Source organism: Bacillus sp. BC05(2025) (assembly GCF_056725905.1).
In genome coordinates, this window is sequence record NZ_JBWYRA010000001.1 from 536,335 (window position 1) to 553,539 (window position 17,205).

Annotated in this window: 17 protein-coding genes; 2 read left to right on the forward strand and 15 right to left on the reverse strand. The window is 35.4% G+C overall.

Annotation, left to right across the window (positions count from 1 at the left end; translation table 11 throughout):
- Positions 1-5 precede the first annotated feature (5 nt).
- From ACZ76X_RS02885 to ACZ76X_RS02905, 5 genes are all read right to left on the reverse strand, one after another.
- A complete protein-coding gene (locus ACZ76X_RS02885; RefSeq protein WP_479849470.1) occupies positions 6-758 on the reverse strand; it encodes an IclR family transcriptional regulator in 753 nt (250 codons plus the stop codon).
- A 180-nt stretch (positions 759-938) separates the two neighbouring features.
- Complete coding sequence (lepB, locus tag ACZ76X_RS02890) at positions 939-1,490, reverse strand: signal peptidase I (RefSeq protein WP_098671161.1); 552 nt, start codon at positions 1,488-1,490, stop codon at positions 939-941.
- Positions 1,491-1,513: 23 nt separating this feature from the next.
- Positions 1,514-2,191, reverse strand: coding sequence for a copper homeostasis protein CutC (locus ACZ76X_RS02895; protein ID WP_479849471.1), 678 nt, complete (start codon positions 2,189-2,191; stop codon positions 1,514-1,516).
- Between the two features lie 190 nt (positions 2,192-2,381).
- Positions 2,382-3,527: a stage II sporulation protein P gene (locus ACZ76X_RS02900; RefSeq protein ID WP_479849472.1), complete on the reverse strand. Its 1,146-nt coding sequence runs from the start codon at positions 3,525-3,527 to the stop codon at positions 2,382-2,384.
- A 146-nt stretch (positions 3,528-3,673) separates the two neighbouring features.
- On the reverse strand, positions 3,674-4,402 hold the full coding sequence (locus tag ACZ76X_RS02905) for an ArsR/SmtB family transcription factor (protein WP_479849473.1): 729 nt from the start codon (positions 4,400-4,402) through the stop codon (positions 3,674-3,676).
- Positions 4,403-4,471: 69 nt separating this feature from the next.
- Between ACZ76X_RS02905 and ACZ76X_RS02910 the strand changes: the two genes are divergently transcribed.
- On the forward strand, positions 4,472-4,942 hold the full coding sequence (locus tag ACZ76X_RS02910) for a DinB family protein (protein WP_479849474.1): 471 nt from the start codon (positions 4,472-4,474) through the stop codon (positions 4,940-4,942).
- Positions 4,943-5,138: 196 nt separating this feature from the next.
- On the opposite strand, the gene ACZ76X_RS02915 is transcribed toward ACZ76X_RS02910, so the two are convergent.
- From ACZ76X_RS02915 to ACZ76X_RS02955, 9 genes are all read right to left on the reverse strand, one after another.
- On the reverse strand, positions 5,139-6,287 hold the full coding sequence (locus tag ACZ76X_RS02915) for an acyl-CoA dehydrogenase family protein (protein ID WP_479849475.1): 1,149 nt from the start codon (positions 6,285-6,287) through the stop codon (positions 5,139-5,141).
- A gap of 154 nt (positions 6,288-6,441) precedes the next feature.
- Positions 6,442-7,074, reverse strand: a complete 633-nt coding sequence (locus tag ACZ76X_RS02920) for a YdcF family protein (RefSeq protein WP_097907989.1) — start codon at positions 7,072-7,074, stop codon at positions 6,442-6,444.
- A 329-nt stretch (positions 7,075-7,403) separates the two neighbouring features.
- The gene (locus ACZ76X_RS02925; protein WP_479849476.1) at positions 7,404-7,991 is read right to left on the reverse strand and encodes a GNAT family N-acetyltransferase; all 588 of its coding nucleotides are present in this window, start codon (positions 7,989-7,991) and stop codon (positions 7,404-7,406) included.
- Positions 7,992-8,379: 388 nt separating this feature from the next.
- Entirely contained in the window at positions 8,380-9,708 is a 1,329-nt protein-coding gene (locus tag ACZ76X_RS02930) for a YjiH family protein (protein ID WP_479849477.1), read from the reverse strand.
- Between the two features lie 112 nt (positions 9,709-9,820).
- Positions 9,821-10,699: an aminoglycoside phosphotransferase family protein gene (locus ACZ76X_RS02935; protein ID WP_479849478.1), complete on the reverse strand. Its 879-nt coding sequence runs from the start codon at positions 10,697-10,699 to the stop codon at positions 9,821-9,823.
- A complete protein-coding gene (locus tag ACZ76X_RS02940; protein ID WP_479849479.1) occupies positions 10,700-11,215 on the reverse strand; it encodes a GNAT family N-acetyltransferase in 516 nt (171 codons plus the stop codon). It abuts the gene before it with no gap.
- 26 nt (positions 11,216-11,241) lie between these two features.
- The gene (locus ACZ76X_RS02945) at positions 11,242-11,703 is read right to left on the reverse strand and encodes a DUF2691 family protein (RefSeq protein WP_479849480.1); all 462 of its coding nucleotides are present in this window, start codon (positions 11,701-11,703) and stop codon (positions 11,242-11,244) included.
- Between the two features lie 165 nt (positions 11,704-11,868).
- A complete protein-coding gene (locus ACZ76X_RS02950; protein WP_479849481.1) occupies positions 11,869-12,303 on the reverse strand; it encodes a ferritin-like domain-containing protein in 435 nt (144 codons plus the stop codon).
- Between the two features lie 159 nt (positions 12,304-12,462).
- Complete coding sequence (locus tag ACZ76X_RS02955; protein ID WP_479849482.1) at positions 12,463-13,644, reverse strand: YhgE/Pip domain-containing protein; 1,182 nt, start codon at positions 13,642-13,644, stop codon at positions 12,463-12,465.
- A gap of 171 nt (positions 13,645-13,815) precedes the next feature.
- On the opposite strand from ACZ76X_RS02955, the gene ACZ76X_RS02960 reads away from it, so the two are divergent.
- A complete protein-coding gene (locus ACZ76X_RS02960) occupies positions 13,816-14,433 on the forward strand; it encodes a TetR/AcrR family transcriptional regulator (RefSeq protein ID WP_479849483.1) in 618 nt (205 codons plus the stop codon).
- A gap of 55 nt (positions 14,434-14,488) precedes the next feature.
- Here the strand turns inward: ACZ76X_RS02960 and ppsA are convergent, their stop codons facing one another.
- On the reverse strand, positions 14,489-17,095 hold the full coding sequence (ppsA, locus tag ACZ76X_RS02965; RefSeq protein ID WP_479849484.1) for a phosphoenolpyruvate synthase: 2,607 nt from the start codon (positions 17,093-17,095) through the stop codon (positions 14,489-14,491).
- Positions 17,096-17,205: the final 110 nt, after the last annotated feature.

The following is a 17,205-nucleotide window of genomic DNA, read 5'->3' on the forward strand; positions in this document are numbered from 1 at the left end:
TCTTTCTATGCCAAAAAGCCGAGTTCTTTCGAAATGCGACGTGCTGTTTCTTTCACTTTCACAATAAAATATGCAATATTACTTTCGTTATACTCAATTGCTAATCCCGAAATACTAATGCCTGCTACAACCGTTCCATCACTTGCAAAAATGGGCGCTGCTATAGCGGCTGTATGGTTTTCTAACTCAGAATAGCTAATTGTATGTCCTTCCTTTTTCGCCATTTGTAACACTTCTAGCAATTGCTCCTTATCCACGATTGTTCCATCTGCAAACTGTTTTAAATCCGTTTCCTCTATGTAATTCTGTTTCTCTTGCTCTGAAAAATACGATAGCAATATTCTCGGACATGCACCCGCATAAAGCGGCGCTCTTCTTCCAACCGCCGTATACACGCGTACAGGCTGAACACCTTCCATCTTTTCCACATAAATCGCATCATTACCATCTTGAATAATTAAATTAACTGCCTGCCCTAAACTATCTCTAAGCTCTTTCATATACGGAATCGCAATATTTCTTACTGATAATCTTTGCGAAACAAGTTGACCAAATCGTAAAAAAACGACTCCGAGTCGATATTTCCCCTTCTCATTTTTTTGTAAAAACTCCATTTCTTCTAACGAGCCAATTAAACGATAAACAGATGTTTTCGGCATACTCGTTAGCTGAACCATCTCTGTTAAACTTAGCTCTTCATGCTCATAAAACAACTCTAAAATATCCATTGTCTTAACTGCCGTTTTATTTATACTCATTCTATCTCCCTCTCGTTCCGAATTTCGGAACTTAAATTCCATTTTCCGAAACAAATATATAATTTAAAATTATAAAATATTCTTTCAATTCTATCAATATTTTTTTCAAGCCTATGACTCGATATATATAAATAGCGCACAAAAAAAGTATGGAAGAATATTTTCTTCCATACTTTCTGTTTATAACGCTCTTACTTGTTTCAACGGCCAGAAAACAGCTTGTCCTTTTCCGACAATCTCATCTTCTGAAATAAATCCGAACATACGACCGTCTTTCGAAACTTCACGGTTATCTCCTAAAACAAACACTTGGCCTTCTGGCACTTTCGTTTTTCCTGTGATTTGTTCTAACGTAAAGTCTGGAGTTAATACACGGCCTGCTGCTTTTTCTTTAAACTCTTTTAAATATGGTTCTTCCATCGCTTTTCCGTTTACATATAACACATCATTTTTATACTCAACTGTATCGCCTGGTAAACCAATTACTCGTTTTACTAAATCATATCCTTCTTTTCCGTGGAAGACGATAATATCAAAGCGATCTAATCCACTTATACTATAACCAATCTTATTCACGAGAACTCGTTCGTTATTTTCTAAAGTAGGCATCATCGATTCACCTTGTACTAATGAAGGTGTAAATAAAACACCTCGAATAATAACGATTAATACAAGGGTAAACCCTATCGTTTTAGCCCATGAGAATAATTCTTTCTTCGTATTTTCCTTCATCGTTTCTCCTCTTTCTTTATTATTTATTGTATGATTTGAACTAATTTTTGTACTAAATTAAGATCAATGTCAGAAAAACATGATTTCCCTTCTCTTACCGCTGTACCGACATGCGCTTGCGTGATTCCAGTTTCATCTAGTAATTGCTTTATATTTTCTTTCGTTACTCCAGCTCCAACTACAAGTTGAATTTGACCATCGCTTACCTTTTGCATTTCTGTAAGTACCGGAATATTCTCTACTATATTTCCTTGTCCACCTGAAGTTAAAACGTGAGTCACTTTATGAAACTTCTTTAAAGTTCTCATCGCTTCTACCGGATTTTCTATATCATCTATCGCACGGTGGTACGTTACATTTATTCCATCTACAACAGATAGTAAATCTGCTAATTTCTTTTCATCCACTTCATTTTGTTCATTTAATACACCTAATACAACACCAGCTGCACCTAACCTCTGTGCAATGATAATATCTTCCTTCATCATTTCAATTTCTTCTTCCGTATATGTAAAAGACTTCGCATGCGGGCGAATCATAACGTGAATCGGTATATGTACTGCTTCTACCGCTTTTTTAATAAATGCATAACTCGGCGTTAAACCGCCTTCTGTATAAGATGAAATTAATTCAATTCGCTTCCCGCCAGCTCGTTCAATTCGTTTCACATCTTCTAAACATGTTGCAATAACCTCTAGCATGAGATAACCTCTTTTCGTGCTTTTTTCTTATTATACAGTAGGTGAAATAAGAAGCATAGCATTCTCCTATAAAACTATAAAAAGAAGAATGAAAAGAAAGATTTTTTAACTACTAACACCTATTGGTGATTTTATATTCTAAAAAAGAGTAACCTCTAGAATTTCCAACTAGGTGTCACTCCTTTTTATTTTAGTTATTCTTCTTAGTTACTTCATTATAATAATGGCTAAATGCTTCTACTAATGCATCAACGGAAGCATATAATTCTTCTGGTGTATTATCTACCCCTCCCATTTCAATCAATAATGCATTGGGAGAAAGGTCTTGATTATATACTCCGTTCCCGCTTTTACGATCCTTAATAAAAATGCCTCGGCTTAAACCGTAATACTTTTCATCTAAATATGAATTGATTGCCGTTACTATTTTTTTATTTTTTTCAAAGTTAGGATTCTCTCGCCCTAAAATGAAATAGAGCCGAGCATAATTTTTTCCGTTAATATTTTTTGTTGTAGTATTTTTTCGTGCATCATCTCTATGGAGGTCCATTGGGAACATAATATTTTTATCTTGCGTTAATTTATCTTGTAATATTTGACGGGATCCTTTGTAAGATTGGGCCCAATTTAAATTTTTATTCCGCAGAAAATCCCTCATATTTGTCGTATCATGTGAAACACCTATTCCTTTTTCTTCTAATTTTTGTTTTAAATAGTTTCCAACAAACGTAATATTCACTTCATTATTTGTACTGGAAGCATCATCGGGTACAGTAGCACCTGGAATAAGAGGAATAAACGATTCCCAACTATGTGTATGATAAATAAAAACTTTATTTTCACTGTTATTTTTTGTATTTGAATTTTCACCGGTAGAATTGTTTTCTTTCTCACTCTTTGGGTGCTCAATAGCAGTGCCTTTATCTTTAATTTTATCTAAAGGAATACTAGATTCTTCAGGAATGTTCGTATAATCTGTTCCTTCCCCAGCAATTAATATTTCCGAATAAAATTGATTCATATTAGGAATTTCCCGGGTTAATAAACTTCGGAGATCATTTACATTAATGTTTGTAGAAAGTGATAGTAAAAAAGATTCTAAAGACGCTCGTCCTTTTTCTTTATGAAATTCTTCTGCAAAATAACGATTTTCACTTCCTATCATATACATAAGACCTTTAGTAGAATTCGTTCCTAATAACTGATTCATATAATATGATTTAAATACGCTAGAATTACTAGAAATGACGAATGAAGTGAGGATACATATAATCGTGAATAAAATACATACCACTACATATCTTACATTCAATACTTTCAGTTTCACTTTATTCATTTTATATCTCCCTTCATCTACTATATTCTTACGCATAATTTTTAAGTAATATGATTACTAATTTAATAGAATTGCCTCAAAAATTTTAAAAGAAATGAAATAACCTGAGTCTATATAAATATAGAACTCAGGTTATTTCATGCCGTTTACTCGACAGGAGGCATTGCATTTTGATGGACTTTTTTATTTTCCATGTCAATGTCTAATTGGTCTTTCAAGAACTTCATACCTTTTGTTGTAAGATGAACAGCCCGATTCTTATCTGTTTTTGTAATCCATTCCTGTTCAAAAAATACTTTTGCTATTGCAGATCCTAACCAACCAGAAATATGGTAGCGTCGTTCACTCCAATCAAGACAAGGTTTTGCAAATATTCTTCTCTTTATATCTGCCGCTTCAATATTTATTCCAAAATTCAGAAACCAGTGCTTACCTTGTTCCGTTACAATGTATTCTCCTTTCTCTAAAATGATAAATTCCTTATCTAATAATTTTTCGGTTATCTCTACACCGAGTTTGCCTGCAAGATGATCATAGCAAGTTCGAGCATAACGAACTTGTTTTAGTTGATTCGATTGTTTTAAAGAACGAACTTGGACTGTTGGTGCGATTGTTCCTAACTTTTCAAGAACCTCTGCTACCTCTTGATTAGCAAGTCGATAGTAACGATGTCTACCATGTTGCTCAACTGTAAGTAGATTCCCCTCTACTAATTTAGAAAGATGAGAACTAATCGTTGGATGTGACACCTTTGCCATATAAGCTAATTCGCTAGCAGGTAGTGCCTGATTGTTCATTAAACAATCTAAGATAATTGCTCTTGTAGGTTCAGCAATTAGTTTGGCTATATATGAGATATTCGGATATACATTCATATTTCGATGATACCCTAACTATTAAACTGATACAATTATTTTAAGTTTAATAGTAAAGGAGAACGTATTATGAATGCAATTGATCTTAGTATATTAAATTTGAAAGAAACGAGAAGGCGCTCAGAAAAATTATGGAATTCTCTTCCCGATAATTTTCTTAATTGGAAGCCTGATCATGAGGCCATGACCTTCGGTGAGATGATTCGTCATGTTTGGGCCTCAACTTTTTACTATCATATGATTTTAAAAAACAACGGCTCAATACATGATATACATTTCCCGTATGATGACGAGCCAATTACTTGTGTAAAAAAAGAAATTGAATTGGCACAAGTATACTTTACTGACTTCATAGAATATGTTCAATCCATAAGCATAGCTGAGCTAGATTCAACCCTTATTGATCGAAGCGATGTTGGCTATCAAAGATATTTAGGCGACATGCTATTACGAATTGCCTATCATGATGCGGTCCATGCAGGTCAATTTTTACAATATTTACGAATGGTAAACTTGGAAAGACCTTTAATTTGGGATTAAAAGTTGCCAAACGAACATTACAATAAATATTCTTTCAGCCAATAACAATCCAAAATCATGATAACAATTTCTATTAACAATCTCATCTCAATTTGATACGTCGTACACATAAAAAGCACGGGTTTGATTAGTAATCAAATCCGTGCTTTCGAAACAACTATAATATCCATAAACAATAAAATGTAAGCTTTAAAAACTACGACCGAAACGCCGCATCCGCTAACATAGACAGTGTTACATCATCCATCGGCGGATTATGTAATCCTGCTCTGACGTTTAAGTAGTAACGATGAAGTGGATTTTTTTCTGATAAACTTTTTGCCCCCACGATGCGCATTGCTTTATCTACAATTGATATCGCCGCATTCGTTACGGCATATTTCACTGCTGCTAATTCTGCTTGCAGTGATAGTTTATCTTCTGCCTCATCGTACTTTTTCGCAATTTGATATAAAAAGACGCGAGCTTGCATAAGCTCAAGTTCTAATTCTCCAACTAATCTTCTAACATTCGGCAATAAACTAATAGAATGATTTAAACTATTTGGCTTGTATGATCCCGCAAATTGAACTGCATAATTTCTTGCTGCTTGTGCAATTCCTAAATAACATGCTGGTATATGTAGCAACCAGCCAATACCCTTTTGTTTCACTTTTCCGCCCTTTATATCTGTAAAAAAGCGGTTTTCTATCTCCGCATTTTGTAAGACAAGGTCGTGACTAGCGGTTCCTCGCATCGCAACGCTATCCCACGTTTCTTCAATGGATACACCGAGTGTATTTCTTGGAATAACAAACTCACCAACTTCATCTCGGCCTTCCATACTCGCTGAAATAATAAAATAATCAAGTATTGGCGCCATCGTTGTAAAGGTTTTCCTTCCGTTTATAACCCACTTCTCGCCTTGTTGAACCGCTATTGTTTCTGGTTTGCCGCCGCGCGTCGGACTCCCTGTCTTTGGTTCTGTTGCTGCCCTGTTAAAGAGTGCACCGTTACGCACTTCTTCGCAAAACCATTTGAACATCTCATCATTCCAAGAGCGATTTTCCGCTAGCTCTTTCACAATGCCAAGATGCCAGCCAATCGATAATGCAGTAGCTCCGCAGCCTTCCGCGATTTTCTCTTGAAATAAAACGAAGTCATATAAAGAAATCGCACTACCACCAAATTCCTTCGGTAACGTTAATTTCGTATATCCGATATCTTTCAAATCACTTATATTTTCATACGGAAATGATCCTAATTCACTTAGTTGATGCTCCCTTTCCATGAACTTCGGAATCAATTTATTTATTTGTGTAATAATGAAAGATTGTTCTTCTGTTTCAACAAATGAGAGTGCCATACTATAATCTCCTTTATGTTCGATTCATCAACCGCTCACTTTTTCATTATGATTATATGAAGCTACCTCTCTATTGTTTCACTATTCCGATAAAAATACAATGTTTTTGACTAATAAGAAAAGTTCCTATTTAAAGATAGGTTCTTTTCTTATGTTAGTCTCCCTTTAATGCCTTTAATGGCAAAGAGGTTACATATCCAATATACGAGAATAATTCTTTAAAGAAGAATGGAATTTCTGTGTCTAACGTTTTATATGCTGATGTCGGCGTTGGTGAAGCATACGCTTCAATATTAATATGTTTTGCGATTCTCATTGCGCGTTTCATATGAAGTGGATCACTTACAATCGTGTATGTGCGTATTCCGTTCTCTAGTCCAACTTCCTTCGCATTCTTTAAGTTTTCTTCCGTGAAAAGGGATTTTGTTTCAATTAAAATATCTTCGTCTTTTACACCTTGTTTCATTGCATATACTCTTGCAGTACGCGCTTCCTCAAGTTCTGCCTCAAACTTTGTACCACCCGTAAAAATAATCTTTTTAATGTTTCCGTTCTTATATAAAGAAATCGCATGATTAATTCTTTCTTTAAATACAGGGGATGGTTTTCCGTTCCAAGAAGCCGCCCCTAGTACGATACCAGCATCCGTTTTCACACTATCGTCTGTTTTAAAACGATAGCTCCAAATATCGTAAGCTGCATAACTTACATATAAAATAGCAGAACAAATCATTAGTAAAAATACTTGAAAGATTCGTCTTTTCTTACTTTTCTTATTTTCTTTCATTTGTAATTGCCTCCGTACATCATCCATACTTCTATAAAAAACATTTATATCAAATCGTTTTGTTTGAGTTTATTTAAAAGAAGGAACTTTACTTGTTATTTATGTATAAAAGGGTTTTCATTTAAAATTGAGGATTATCAATTCATTTTCATTTGCGGTTTTCATTACATGTTTTAAATTCATAAGTTTATTACCATACAACTACATTGTAACGAATTTTTTCTCAGAAGGGAACGATGAAACAAAAGTAATTAAAATAAAGTAGCATTTTGTAAGAAAAAAGGTATATTTTTCATGTATTACGAACAATATACCTTTCAAAACACGAATTATAACTTTTCTTTATACAATTCTAATTTTTCCAACAAATGAGCTTTCACTACTGGCCATTCGCTTGCAATCATACTATACACAACCGCATCTCTCACATGACCGTTTGGCAATTTTCTTTCATTTCTAAGCACGCCCTCTTTAACTGCTCCTAAACGTTCAATTGCTCGTTGTGCTTTTTCATTTCTTGCATCCGTCTTAATTTGTACTCTCAACATATGCAATTTTTCAAAAGCATACTGAAGAAGCATATACTTACACTCTGTATTAATACTCGTACGTTGTACACTTGGATGATACCAAGTCTGCCCTAACTCTACTGTTTTATCTTCTACTGAAATATTATATAAACGTGTACTTCCTACAATCATATTCGTCTGTTGATCTACTACAACGAAAGGTATTTGAGACCCCTTCCCATAACCCCGTATCGCTTTTTGAACATATTGCTGCATATCTTGAACACTATCCATTTTAGAGATTAAATACGCCCAAATACCCCGATTTCCTTCTACAATCGAAAACAAAGTTTCGACATCCTCACTCTCTATTAACCGTAACTTTGCTCTTTCGTGAATGATTTCCATTTGAAAGCCCCCTTTGTTGTTACTATATCATATGAAAATAAAACGTTTTATAAGGATAATAGAATATTTTTTTAAAATTCCTTTTCCAATATATTCTTCTCGTATACGTCGGGAAGGCTCATCAATAACCTTTAAAAAGGAAAATTTTGATAATTTCCAATAAATACTATATAATGATAAACGGGAGGGGATAAAAATGCTAGATCAAATTACTTGGGGAACGCCAGGCAGCTTATTATGCTTAGGATTCTTTTTTGCAGGATTAGGAATCTTCTTAAGAAGCATTACGTCATATACGAAAAACAAATAAAAATACCAAGCTTTTAATCAAAAGAAGCCTTCCTTTTACAGAAGGCTTCTTTTGTTATAAATTTATCTTATTAAAACTTTAAAGCAACAAATAAGCAACCGGCGTAATAATAAGTAACGTTAATATCGTTCTTTGTACGTAGAGAATTATAAGTTCCGATACTTTTAACGGGATGTCCGTCGATAAAATACAAGGAATGGAAGCTGAGAAAAACAATATAGATGATACCGAAACAACCCCAATGACAAACTTTGTCACAAGTGGTGCACTTACAACTAAAAGAGAAGGTAAAAACATTTCTGCGATACCAACGGATGCGGCTTTAGCAGCTAGTTCAGCTTCTGGAAGCTGTAAAGCCCACGTAAATGGATAGAAAATATAACTGATCCAATCAAATATTGGCGTGAATTTCGCTAAGACGATACCAATTAATCCTACTGACATAATAGATGGCAAAATCCCCATCGTCATAATAAATCCATCTTTTAAATTTACTGCGATGTTTTTCATAATACTCGGTGCAGATTTCGATACTTCTAGCGCATCTTCCCAAGCGCGTTCTAACATTTTCTCTTTATAAACGGGCTCTGGGAATCCTTCTTCTGTTACATATGTATCTGGTTTTCTACTAAGAGGCGGGAGTCTTACGGTGATAGCAGTTACGATGAATGTTACAACGAGAGTAGTCCAAAAATAAACATTCCATACATGCATAATGTCTAATGTTTTTGCGATGATAATCATAAATGTTGCGGATACTGTAGAAAAACCTGTAGCAATAATAGCTGCTTCTTTTGTCGTATACTTACCTTCTTTATACACGCGATTTGTAATTAATAAAGCCAACGAATAACTCCCCACAAAAGAAGCAACCGCATCGATTGCTGATCGTCCTGGTGTTTTCCATAACGGCCTCATAATGGGACGGCAAAACGTACCGATAAATTCAAGTAATCCGTACCCGACTAATAACGCTAAAAAAGCCGAGCCAATTGGAACGAGTAAACTTACCGATATGACTAGTTTTTCATACAAAAACGTCCCTACATCTTGTGCAAAGAACCATGCCGGCCCTACTTTCACGCAATATAATACACCAAAAACGACGCCAACTACTTTTAAAATTGAAAAACAAATGTCTACGAGAGATGCATTCCATTTTTTCGTATAAAACGGATAAATCGCACCCATTATCATAACGAGTAGTGCATAATAAGGTACGACGCTCGGAACCGAAGTCCTGATCCATGATACGATATGATCAATCATAATGGACGAAGCACCGTTTATCGTAACTGGTACGAAAAACATAAACACCCCAACTAGACTAGCGAGTATAAAGCGAAGAATGATCCTCTTCTCACTCCCTGTCTTAATTACATTCCTTTTTAATTCAATTTCACTCAAAATTCGACACCCCCTATTATCTAAATATTCTGTATAATTACATTAGATTCCTTCTTTCAGTTTCTAATATTTCATCATATGAAAAAGCCTATTTTAAAATAGGCTTTTTCTACTACCTCTCATAATCATCCACAATCACTTGAATAACACGATACGATTCTTCTGCAACTGCCTTATCACTAGTCTTATTCGCATCATATGTAATTAACGCTTTCCAAAGTGCCCACCCTCTTGCTCTATTCCACGTTTCTTCATCTATTTGCAATACTTCTTGAAATACATTTCTGCTATTCTTATCAAAAAATGTCCATGCCATCGCTGCATCACAAGCTGGATCGCCTACTCCTAAAATACCAAAATCAATTACGGCACAAAGCTTTCCGTCCTTAACAAGTAAGTTTCCAGGTGCAACATCTCCATGAACCCAAACTGGTTTACGCTCCCACGTTGACTGAAGGGCTAAATCCCAAAGATGCTTTAATACAGTTTCATCAAAAACGTCCTTATTATTTTCGATAGCGCCTCTCGCCTCTTCATCATATACAGATATAAGCCCGCCTCTGTAAAAATTATGCGCTCCGGCTATCGGTCCGTTACTCGCATCAATGGATTGCAATTCCACTAAGAATGATCCTAAATCCGCCGCAAATTCATTTAGGTCACGAACATTTTGTTTCGTAACAGTATCCCCTTCTATCCACTTATTAATAGACCAAGACAATGGATACCCTTCCGATGGATTTCCTTTCGCAACTGGTGTAGAAATCGGTAAAGAAAGTTCCTTACTTAATAGAGGTAGCCACTTATTTTCTTTCTTTACTTGCGGTGCATATGCTGCATCACTTGGCAATCTGACACTCATCTCATCCCCTAGATGAAACGTTCTATTATCATGTCCACTAAACTTTACAGGTTTCACTTCTAAATGTGCCCATTTAGGAAACTGTTCCTCTATCAACCTTTTAACTAAATCTGTATGAATTTGATTCATTTACTTGCCCCTTCTCTTTTGAAACTTACTATGCCCATCCGTACTACCGATATATTCAAAACCGTTTTTCTTATAAAAATCGTTCAACGTACGATTATGTCCAACACAATCTAACTTCAAATACTGTTTATCACTTTGCATATTCTCATCTACCCACTGTAAAATGTATTCTCCTATTCCATTCCCCTTATACTCCCTTTTCACCGCAAATCTATGAATATATAATGAATTAGAAACTTCCTCTTTACCAAAAATATGTTCATCCCACTCATTTTGTTTAGGAGATGCTGTAACCGTACCGACAATTTCATCTCCTTTCGTAACCACATATGTATATTTCTCTCTTATACCTTCTAGTATTTCAGCTGTAGCCTCTCCGCTTAACAAATACTGCCACTGATCCACTTCTTTATGTTGTAGCCATTCTGCTACTTCTTTTAATAGAGTGATTATACTATCACTTTCCTCTTCAGTAGCAGTTCGAATTGTATATTCTTTAACTGTATTTCTCTCCATATCGCTGTTCCCCTTTCCTATCGCTATCATACTGATAAACGCGTTCTACCGTCATTTTCGTCTGTAACGTATTCAACATAATAACCTTGATTCCTTGCGTTTTCATACATCAATTCAATCTGTTTTTGATCTTTAGCGTAAATTGTGACGTATGTACAATCCGAAACTAGTAAAACTAATTCACACTTACTCTCTTTAAATTCTTCATATGTCTCAATATCTACTACTTCCTCTCCTTTTGGATACGCTTTTAAATCTGCAAAAATGAGATAATATATGTTGTCTTTTATTAATTTTTTCAATTCTAATCCACTCATTACCTTGTTATCTTCTGAAAATAATTCTGTTCCTAATCCATCAGGTAATCTGAAATAAGATTCCTCATTTTCCACTCGCCAATCAAATGAATTAATATCAATTGGCTTTAACACTTTCCAAAGTAAATTATCATATTCATTTGGAATATCTACAATAACCCCTCGTTTCATTTGTTTGTACCTCCCTTATAGGCCATAATACTCCTATTTCTTTCCCGAATACAAAAATAGATGATTATTTATCTAATCAAGCATATTATTCAATAAAAAACAAGAAAAAGCACCTCAGTTGTGACATATGACTAAGGTACTTTCCCTTCTATTTTCCAATTAACTTCACTTCGTCTTCACAAAGTAATATAAAAACCACACCGCATGATTTTGTTCATCCGCAGCTATTCTGCGCAACAACTCTTTTAATTGTGCATCCGATGTTTCGTCTGAAATTTCCAAATAAAAATCTACTGTCTTCTGTTCATCTTGTATTGCGAATTCTAATCCTTGTAAGTACGTATTTGGACATTCTTCCGTAATTTGTGGTTTCGGCTGCTGACCCGTTAAATTTGTATAGATTTGTACAAAATGATGGAAATGCTTTATTTCATCGTTACGAATCTCAAGAATTTGATTTCGTTCCGCCGTATTTGGAGCCATATTAGCTAATTTCGCATAACAATTTATAGCACTAAACTCTCCGTTAATTGCTTTCTCAATATCACGAATCAACTTATCATTTTGCCTATACGAATCATAATAATTCGAATTATACATCGTATCCCCTCCATTATTCCGCATAACATTTTATGCAATTTTAAATAGCAGGAGCATGTATACAAAAAGGAACTGCAAATCCGAACTTTTTTATTCCCTTTAACCTATAAGTTAATAAAAGATAAAAACGCTTCACTCCTAGTGAAACGCTTTTATCTTTTATACATTTACTTCCGTTTTATGTTCCTTTACTGCACTACGTTTGAATACAGTCGCTAAAATAATAATCATACTTACTACACCAATCCAAACGAGTACAGTAAGAGGTGTACTCCAGCTTAACCCTTTTCCGAAGAAGAATATTTCTCTAAGTCCTTCAATCATAAATCGCATTGGCAACCATGCGTACACCCAGTCTTGATAAAATGGTGATAACATTTCCGGTGCTAACGATAATAACGGTGCCCCGAAGAATAGTAAGAGAGCGAATACACCGATTCCCTTTAGTCCAACTAATGAAAGTACCGCCGATATCATTAAGAAGAAACTAAAGGATGTAATAGATAGAAACAGTGCCGTATCTGTGAAATTCGAAATATTTAACCCTACCATACCATCCGCGATCCATGTAAGACCGAACCCAATGACAAGTGTCGCAACAGCCCCTGTTACGATTTGTTTTAGTTTTAATACGAAACTTTCTTTTCTTGTACCTACTGGCATTTTACTTATCGCAATAAAGATAATTGCTGCGCTCGCTAAACTGGCAATCCATAACGGCTGAAATAAAGACATTGGCGAGTTACCGTTCGCACTATTTTTGCCGATTTCGTTCACATTTGTCACTTTCTTTGCAATTGGTGTTACTACATTTGAAACTTGCTCTGCTGTTAATGTTGCTCCTTTTGCTTTCAATCCTTCTAATAGTTGCGCGCGAACAGTATTGTTCATATTATCAACTATCCCATTTAACATTTGCCCAGCCATAGTTGATGCTGCTGTATTCATTCCTTGATTGACGAATATTTCTACCTCTGGCGAAGATGGCTGTGGTGTTCGTAATGATGCTTGCTTTGTGCTAAAATCTTTCGGAATAACTAATGCTGCGTAATATTCTTGATTATTTAAGCCTTTTTGAACTGCTTCTTTATTTTTCACTTCTACCCACTTCACCGCAGGTTCTTCCTCTGATTTTGATGTCTTTTTCATATTATCAACAATCGTTTGCCCCATATCCATCTTTGGTTGGTTCGGAATTTCTACTCCTTGATCCTCATTTACAATTGCGATTGGCAAGTTTTTCGGCTGAGGTTGAACGGTTGGAAATAACGTTAATGAAAAAATAAAAACAACAAGTAGTGCAATAACTGGTGATAACAATAAAAGTTTATTTTTAAACATTTTCTTTTCTCCCCCTTACATTTGATTTATAATAACCAACAACGTGTTGTTTATTTATATTTTGAATTATATGTTCGAGTTGCACCTTATACAATAATCAAAAATCATAAATGTGTCGGTTATAAGACACATCTTTGAAATGTGTTGGCTAAAATGAAGGAGGGACATGCTTTGCGTGATAGTAATGTAGATTTACGTGTTGTTCGTACGAAAACTGCCATACGAAATGCATTGGTAGAATTAATTGAAGAAAAAGGTTTTGACGCCATTACAGTAAAAGATATTACAACGAAAGCAAACATTAATCGCGGTACTTTCTATGCGCATTATCAAGATAAATTTGATTTAATGACGAAATGCCAAGAAGAAATTATGTATAAAATTTCTAGCATTGCCAAACAGAGATTACCTGAAGTGATTGCTGATCTTGGTTCAAATCCTTCCCCAACAATGCCGTTTATACTTATCACTTCTATTCTTGAATTTCTAAATGAAAATAGTGATTTTATGAAAGCTGTATTAAGTCCAAAAGGAGATTTATCTTTCCAAACAAAACTGAAAGACTTTATGTGGAAAACAATATTTGAAGATACGAATGGCGCTCTCATTCATAAAGAGAATTTACTTGTCCCAAGCCAATATTTAGCTTCTTATATGGCATCTGCTCATATTGGTGTGATTCAGCAATGGCTAAATACCGGGCAAAAAGAAACACCTGAGGAAATTGCTCGCATTTTATCAACAATCGCAGTTCATGGGCCTTTTTATGCGGCTGGTTTAAAGAAATAAGCCAAGTATATATGAAAAGATCATCCACTATAATAGCGGATGATCTTTTATTTCATTACACCACTTCAATATACCCTTCAGTTCCATGTACCCGAATTCGTTGTCCGTCTTTTATTAATTTCGTAGCATTTTCCACACCGACAACTGCTGGTAATCCGTATTCACGTGCAATTACTGCGCCGTGCGTCATAAGTCCGCCAACTTCAGTGACTAACCCTTTTATAGACACAAATAATGGTGTCCAGCCAGGGTCAGTAAACGCAGTAACTAATATATCTCCTTCTTCTAAATTCGCTTCTTCCATGTTTAAAATAACGCGAGCTCTTCCCTCAATCACTCCTGAGGAAACAGGCAAACCTACAATCGCATCAGCTGGGAGGTTTTCTCGTTTATATTTACCTGTAATGATTTCTCCGTCAGACGTCATGATACGAGGAGGCGTTAGTTTTTCATATAATTTGTAATCATTTTTTTGTTTTTGTATCAGCTCGTAATCTAGTTTATTCGTGCGAACAACTTCGTGAAGTTCTTCAAAAGTTAAATAGTATATATCATCGACCTCACGAATGACACCGCTCTGCACAAGTTGCTCAGCTTCTTTCAATAATGCCTGCTTATATATGAAATAACGATTAATCATGCCGTATTTTGGATATTCACGATAACCGATAAAATTACGTATATTACGAATCATTTGCTTCGTCTCTTCTACTTTTTGTTTACTATCCGGCAAGTGCTGTAATCGCTCTATTAACTCTTCTTCTTTTTTCAATGCTTCTTGCAGTCCTGCTTCAAATTTCCGCTTACTCGCGCCATATTCAAAATCTCTTATATTATTTATAATCATCGGGATAATTGTAGTTGGCTTTTCACTCCAGCGCGTTTTCGTAATATCTATTTCTCCGCTACATCTCATTCCGTATTTATTTAGAAAAGTTAGAATCGCATCTCGGGCTTCTTCTCCACCTTTAAACTGAACTAGTTCATTTAAAAAGCTATCATCTTCTACATGTTGTAAATACGTAATAACTTCTTGATACGGCCGAATCACATCAGCGACATCCATTAATGCTAAACCCATTTCAGATGTAATATTATTTTGTACCGATTGAGAAAGCGTGTCTGCTGCATTTTTTTCGCCTAGCCATTGCTCCATTTTTTCATTCATCCATGTTGAAGCATTCATTCCTGCCATAATAACAGCGATACTTTGCGGGTTAAATAATACTTTTTTTAATTGCTGGATGTCTCCCAAAATAAAATCAAGTACATCCACCCCTGATTTCATTTGCATGTTTCGTTTTAACTCTTTGATTGATGCTTCACTATTCTGTATTAAATTCGTAACGATTGCCGGATCATTTTCGATTTCTGGTTGCGAATTTGCAGGTTGCTTATTTTTACTAACAATCTTTTCTTTTTCATCATCCGGCAACAATGTAATAAAATTATCTCGCTCGATTATAGTCGTTAATGCATCTCTTACGAGTGGATCTGATTTTCCTAAAGTGTTTATTAAGTAATTTCTGCTAGCAGGTGAAGCTAGTTGTTGCGTAGCATCCACAAACAGCCTTCCTCCGGCTTTACGCATAGGAGCATTAGTCGTTAACAGGAAAAAAGATAACCCAAGTGGTTTCATCGCATCAGTCATCATTTGTTGATGGCCAACTGATATATATACATGATTTCCCCCATCATTTTCTTCAGGAATTGGATATAAAGTCGTAATGGGGCGACTTTGGACAATATAAAATGTATTATGGGCTAAACACCATTCAATATCTTGCGGACAACCAAAATAAGCTTCAATCTGTCTTCCGATACTTGCTAGTTGTAAAATTTGTTGTTCAGACAATGTTTGAAGTTGTTGCTGAGCTGGATCAATCTGTTTCGTCTCTGTTCCGCCCTCTTTTACAGCATAAATAGCTTTTTTTTTAGTCGCTATCATCGTTTCTGTAATTTCGCCTTCTTTTACTTTATAATTATCGGCAGAGACCAATCCTGATACTAATGCCTCACCAAGTCCAAAACTGGCATCAATGGATAACACCTTTCGGTTAGAAGTAACCGGATCAGCCGTAAATAAAATGCCCGAAGCCTCAGGGAAAACCATTTTTTGAACGACAACACATATAGAAACTTGATTATGTTCAAAACCATTTTGCATGCGGTACATAACTGCTCGCTCTGTAAATAAAGACGCCCAGCACTTTCTTACATGCTGTAAAATCGCTTCTTCTCCGATAATATTTAAATACGTATCTTGTTGACCTGCAAATGAAGCATACGGTAAATCTTCAGCCGTCGCACTAGAACGCACGGCATACGCATGTTCCTTTCCAAAACGTGAGAGATAATGAGCTACCGCTTCCACTACATCAGTAGGGATTTGTACTGCCATAATGACTTCTCTAATCTTCTTACTCATTTTACCAATTTGAGCTCGCTCTTCCTTTTTCAACTTTGTTAGCTGCTGCAACAAAGTTTGAAGATCCTCATTTTGCTCGATAGCCTTTTCATATCCTACCGTTGTAACACAAAATCCTTCTGGCACTTGTATCCCTTGAACGCTTGATAACTCCCCTAAATTCAAACCTTTTCCACCAACGAGTGAAAGCTGCGTGTTTTCTATTTCCTGAAAATCGAGAACGAAAGAACTCATGTAACATCTCTCCTTACTATGCATGTGTTCTTGATTGTAGCAGGAGTAAATACGAATAAACAGTCTATTTCGAACTTGATTTACATGGTATAATTAACTTAGGAAGAGAT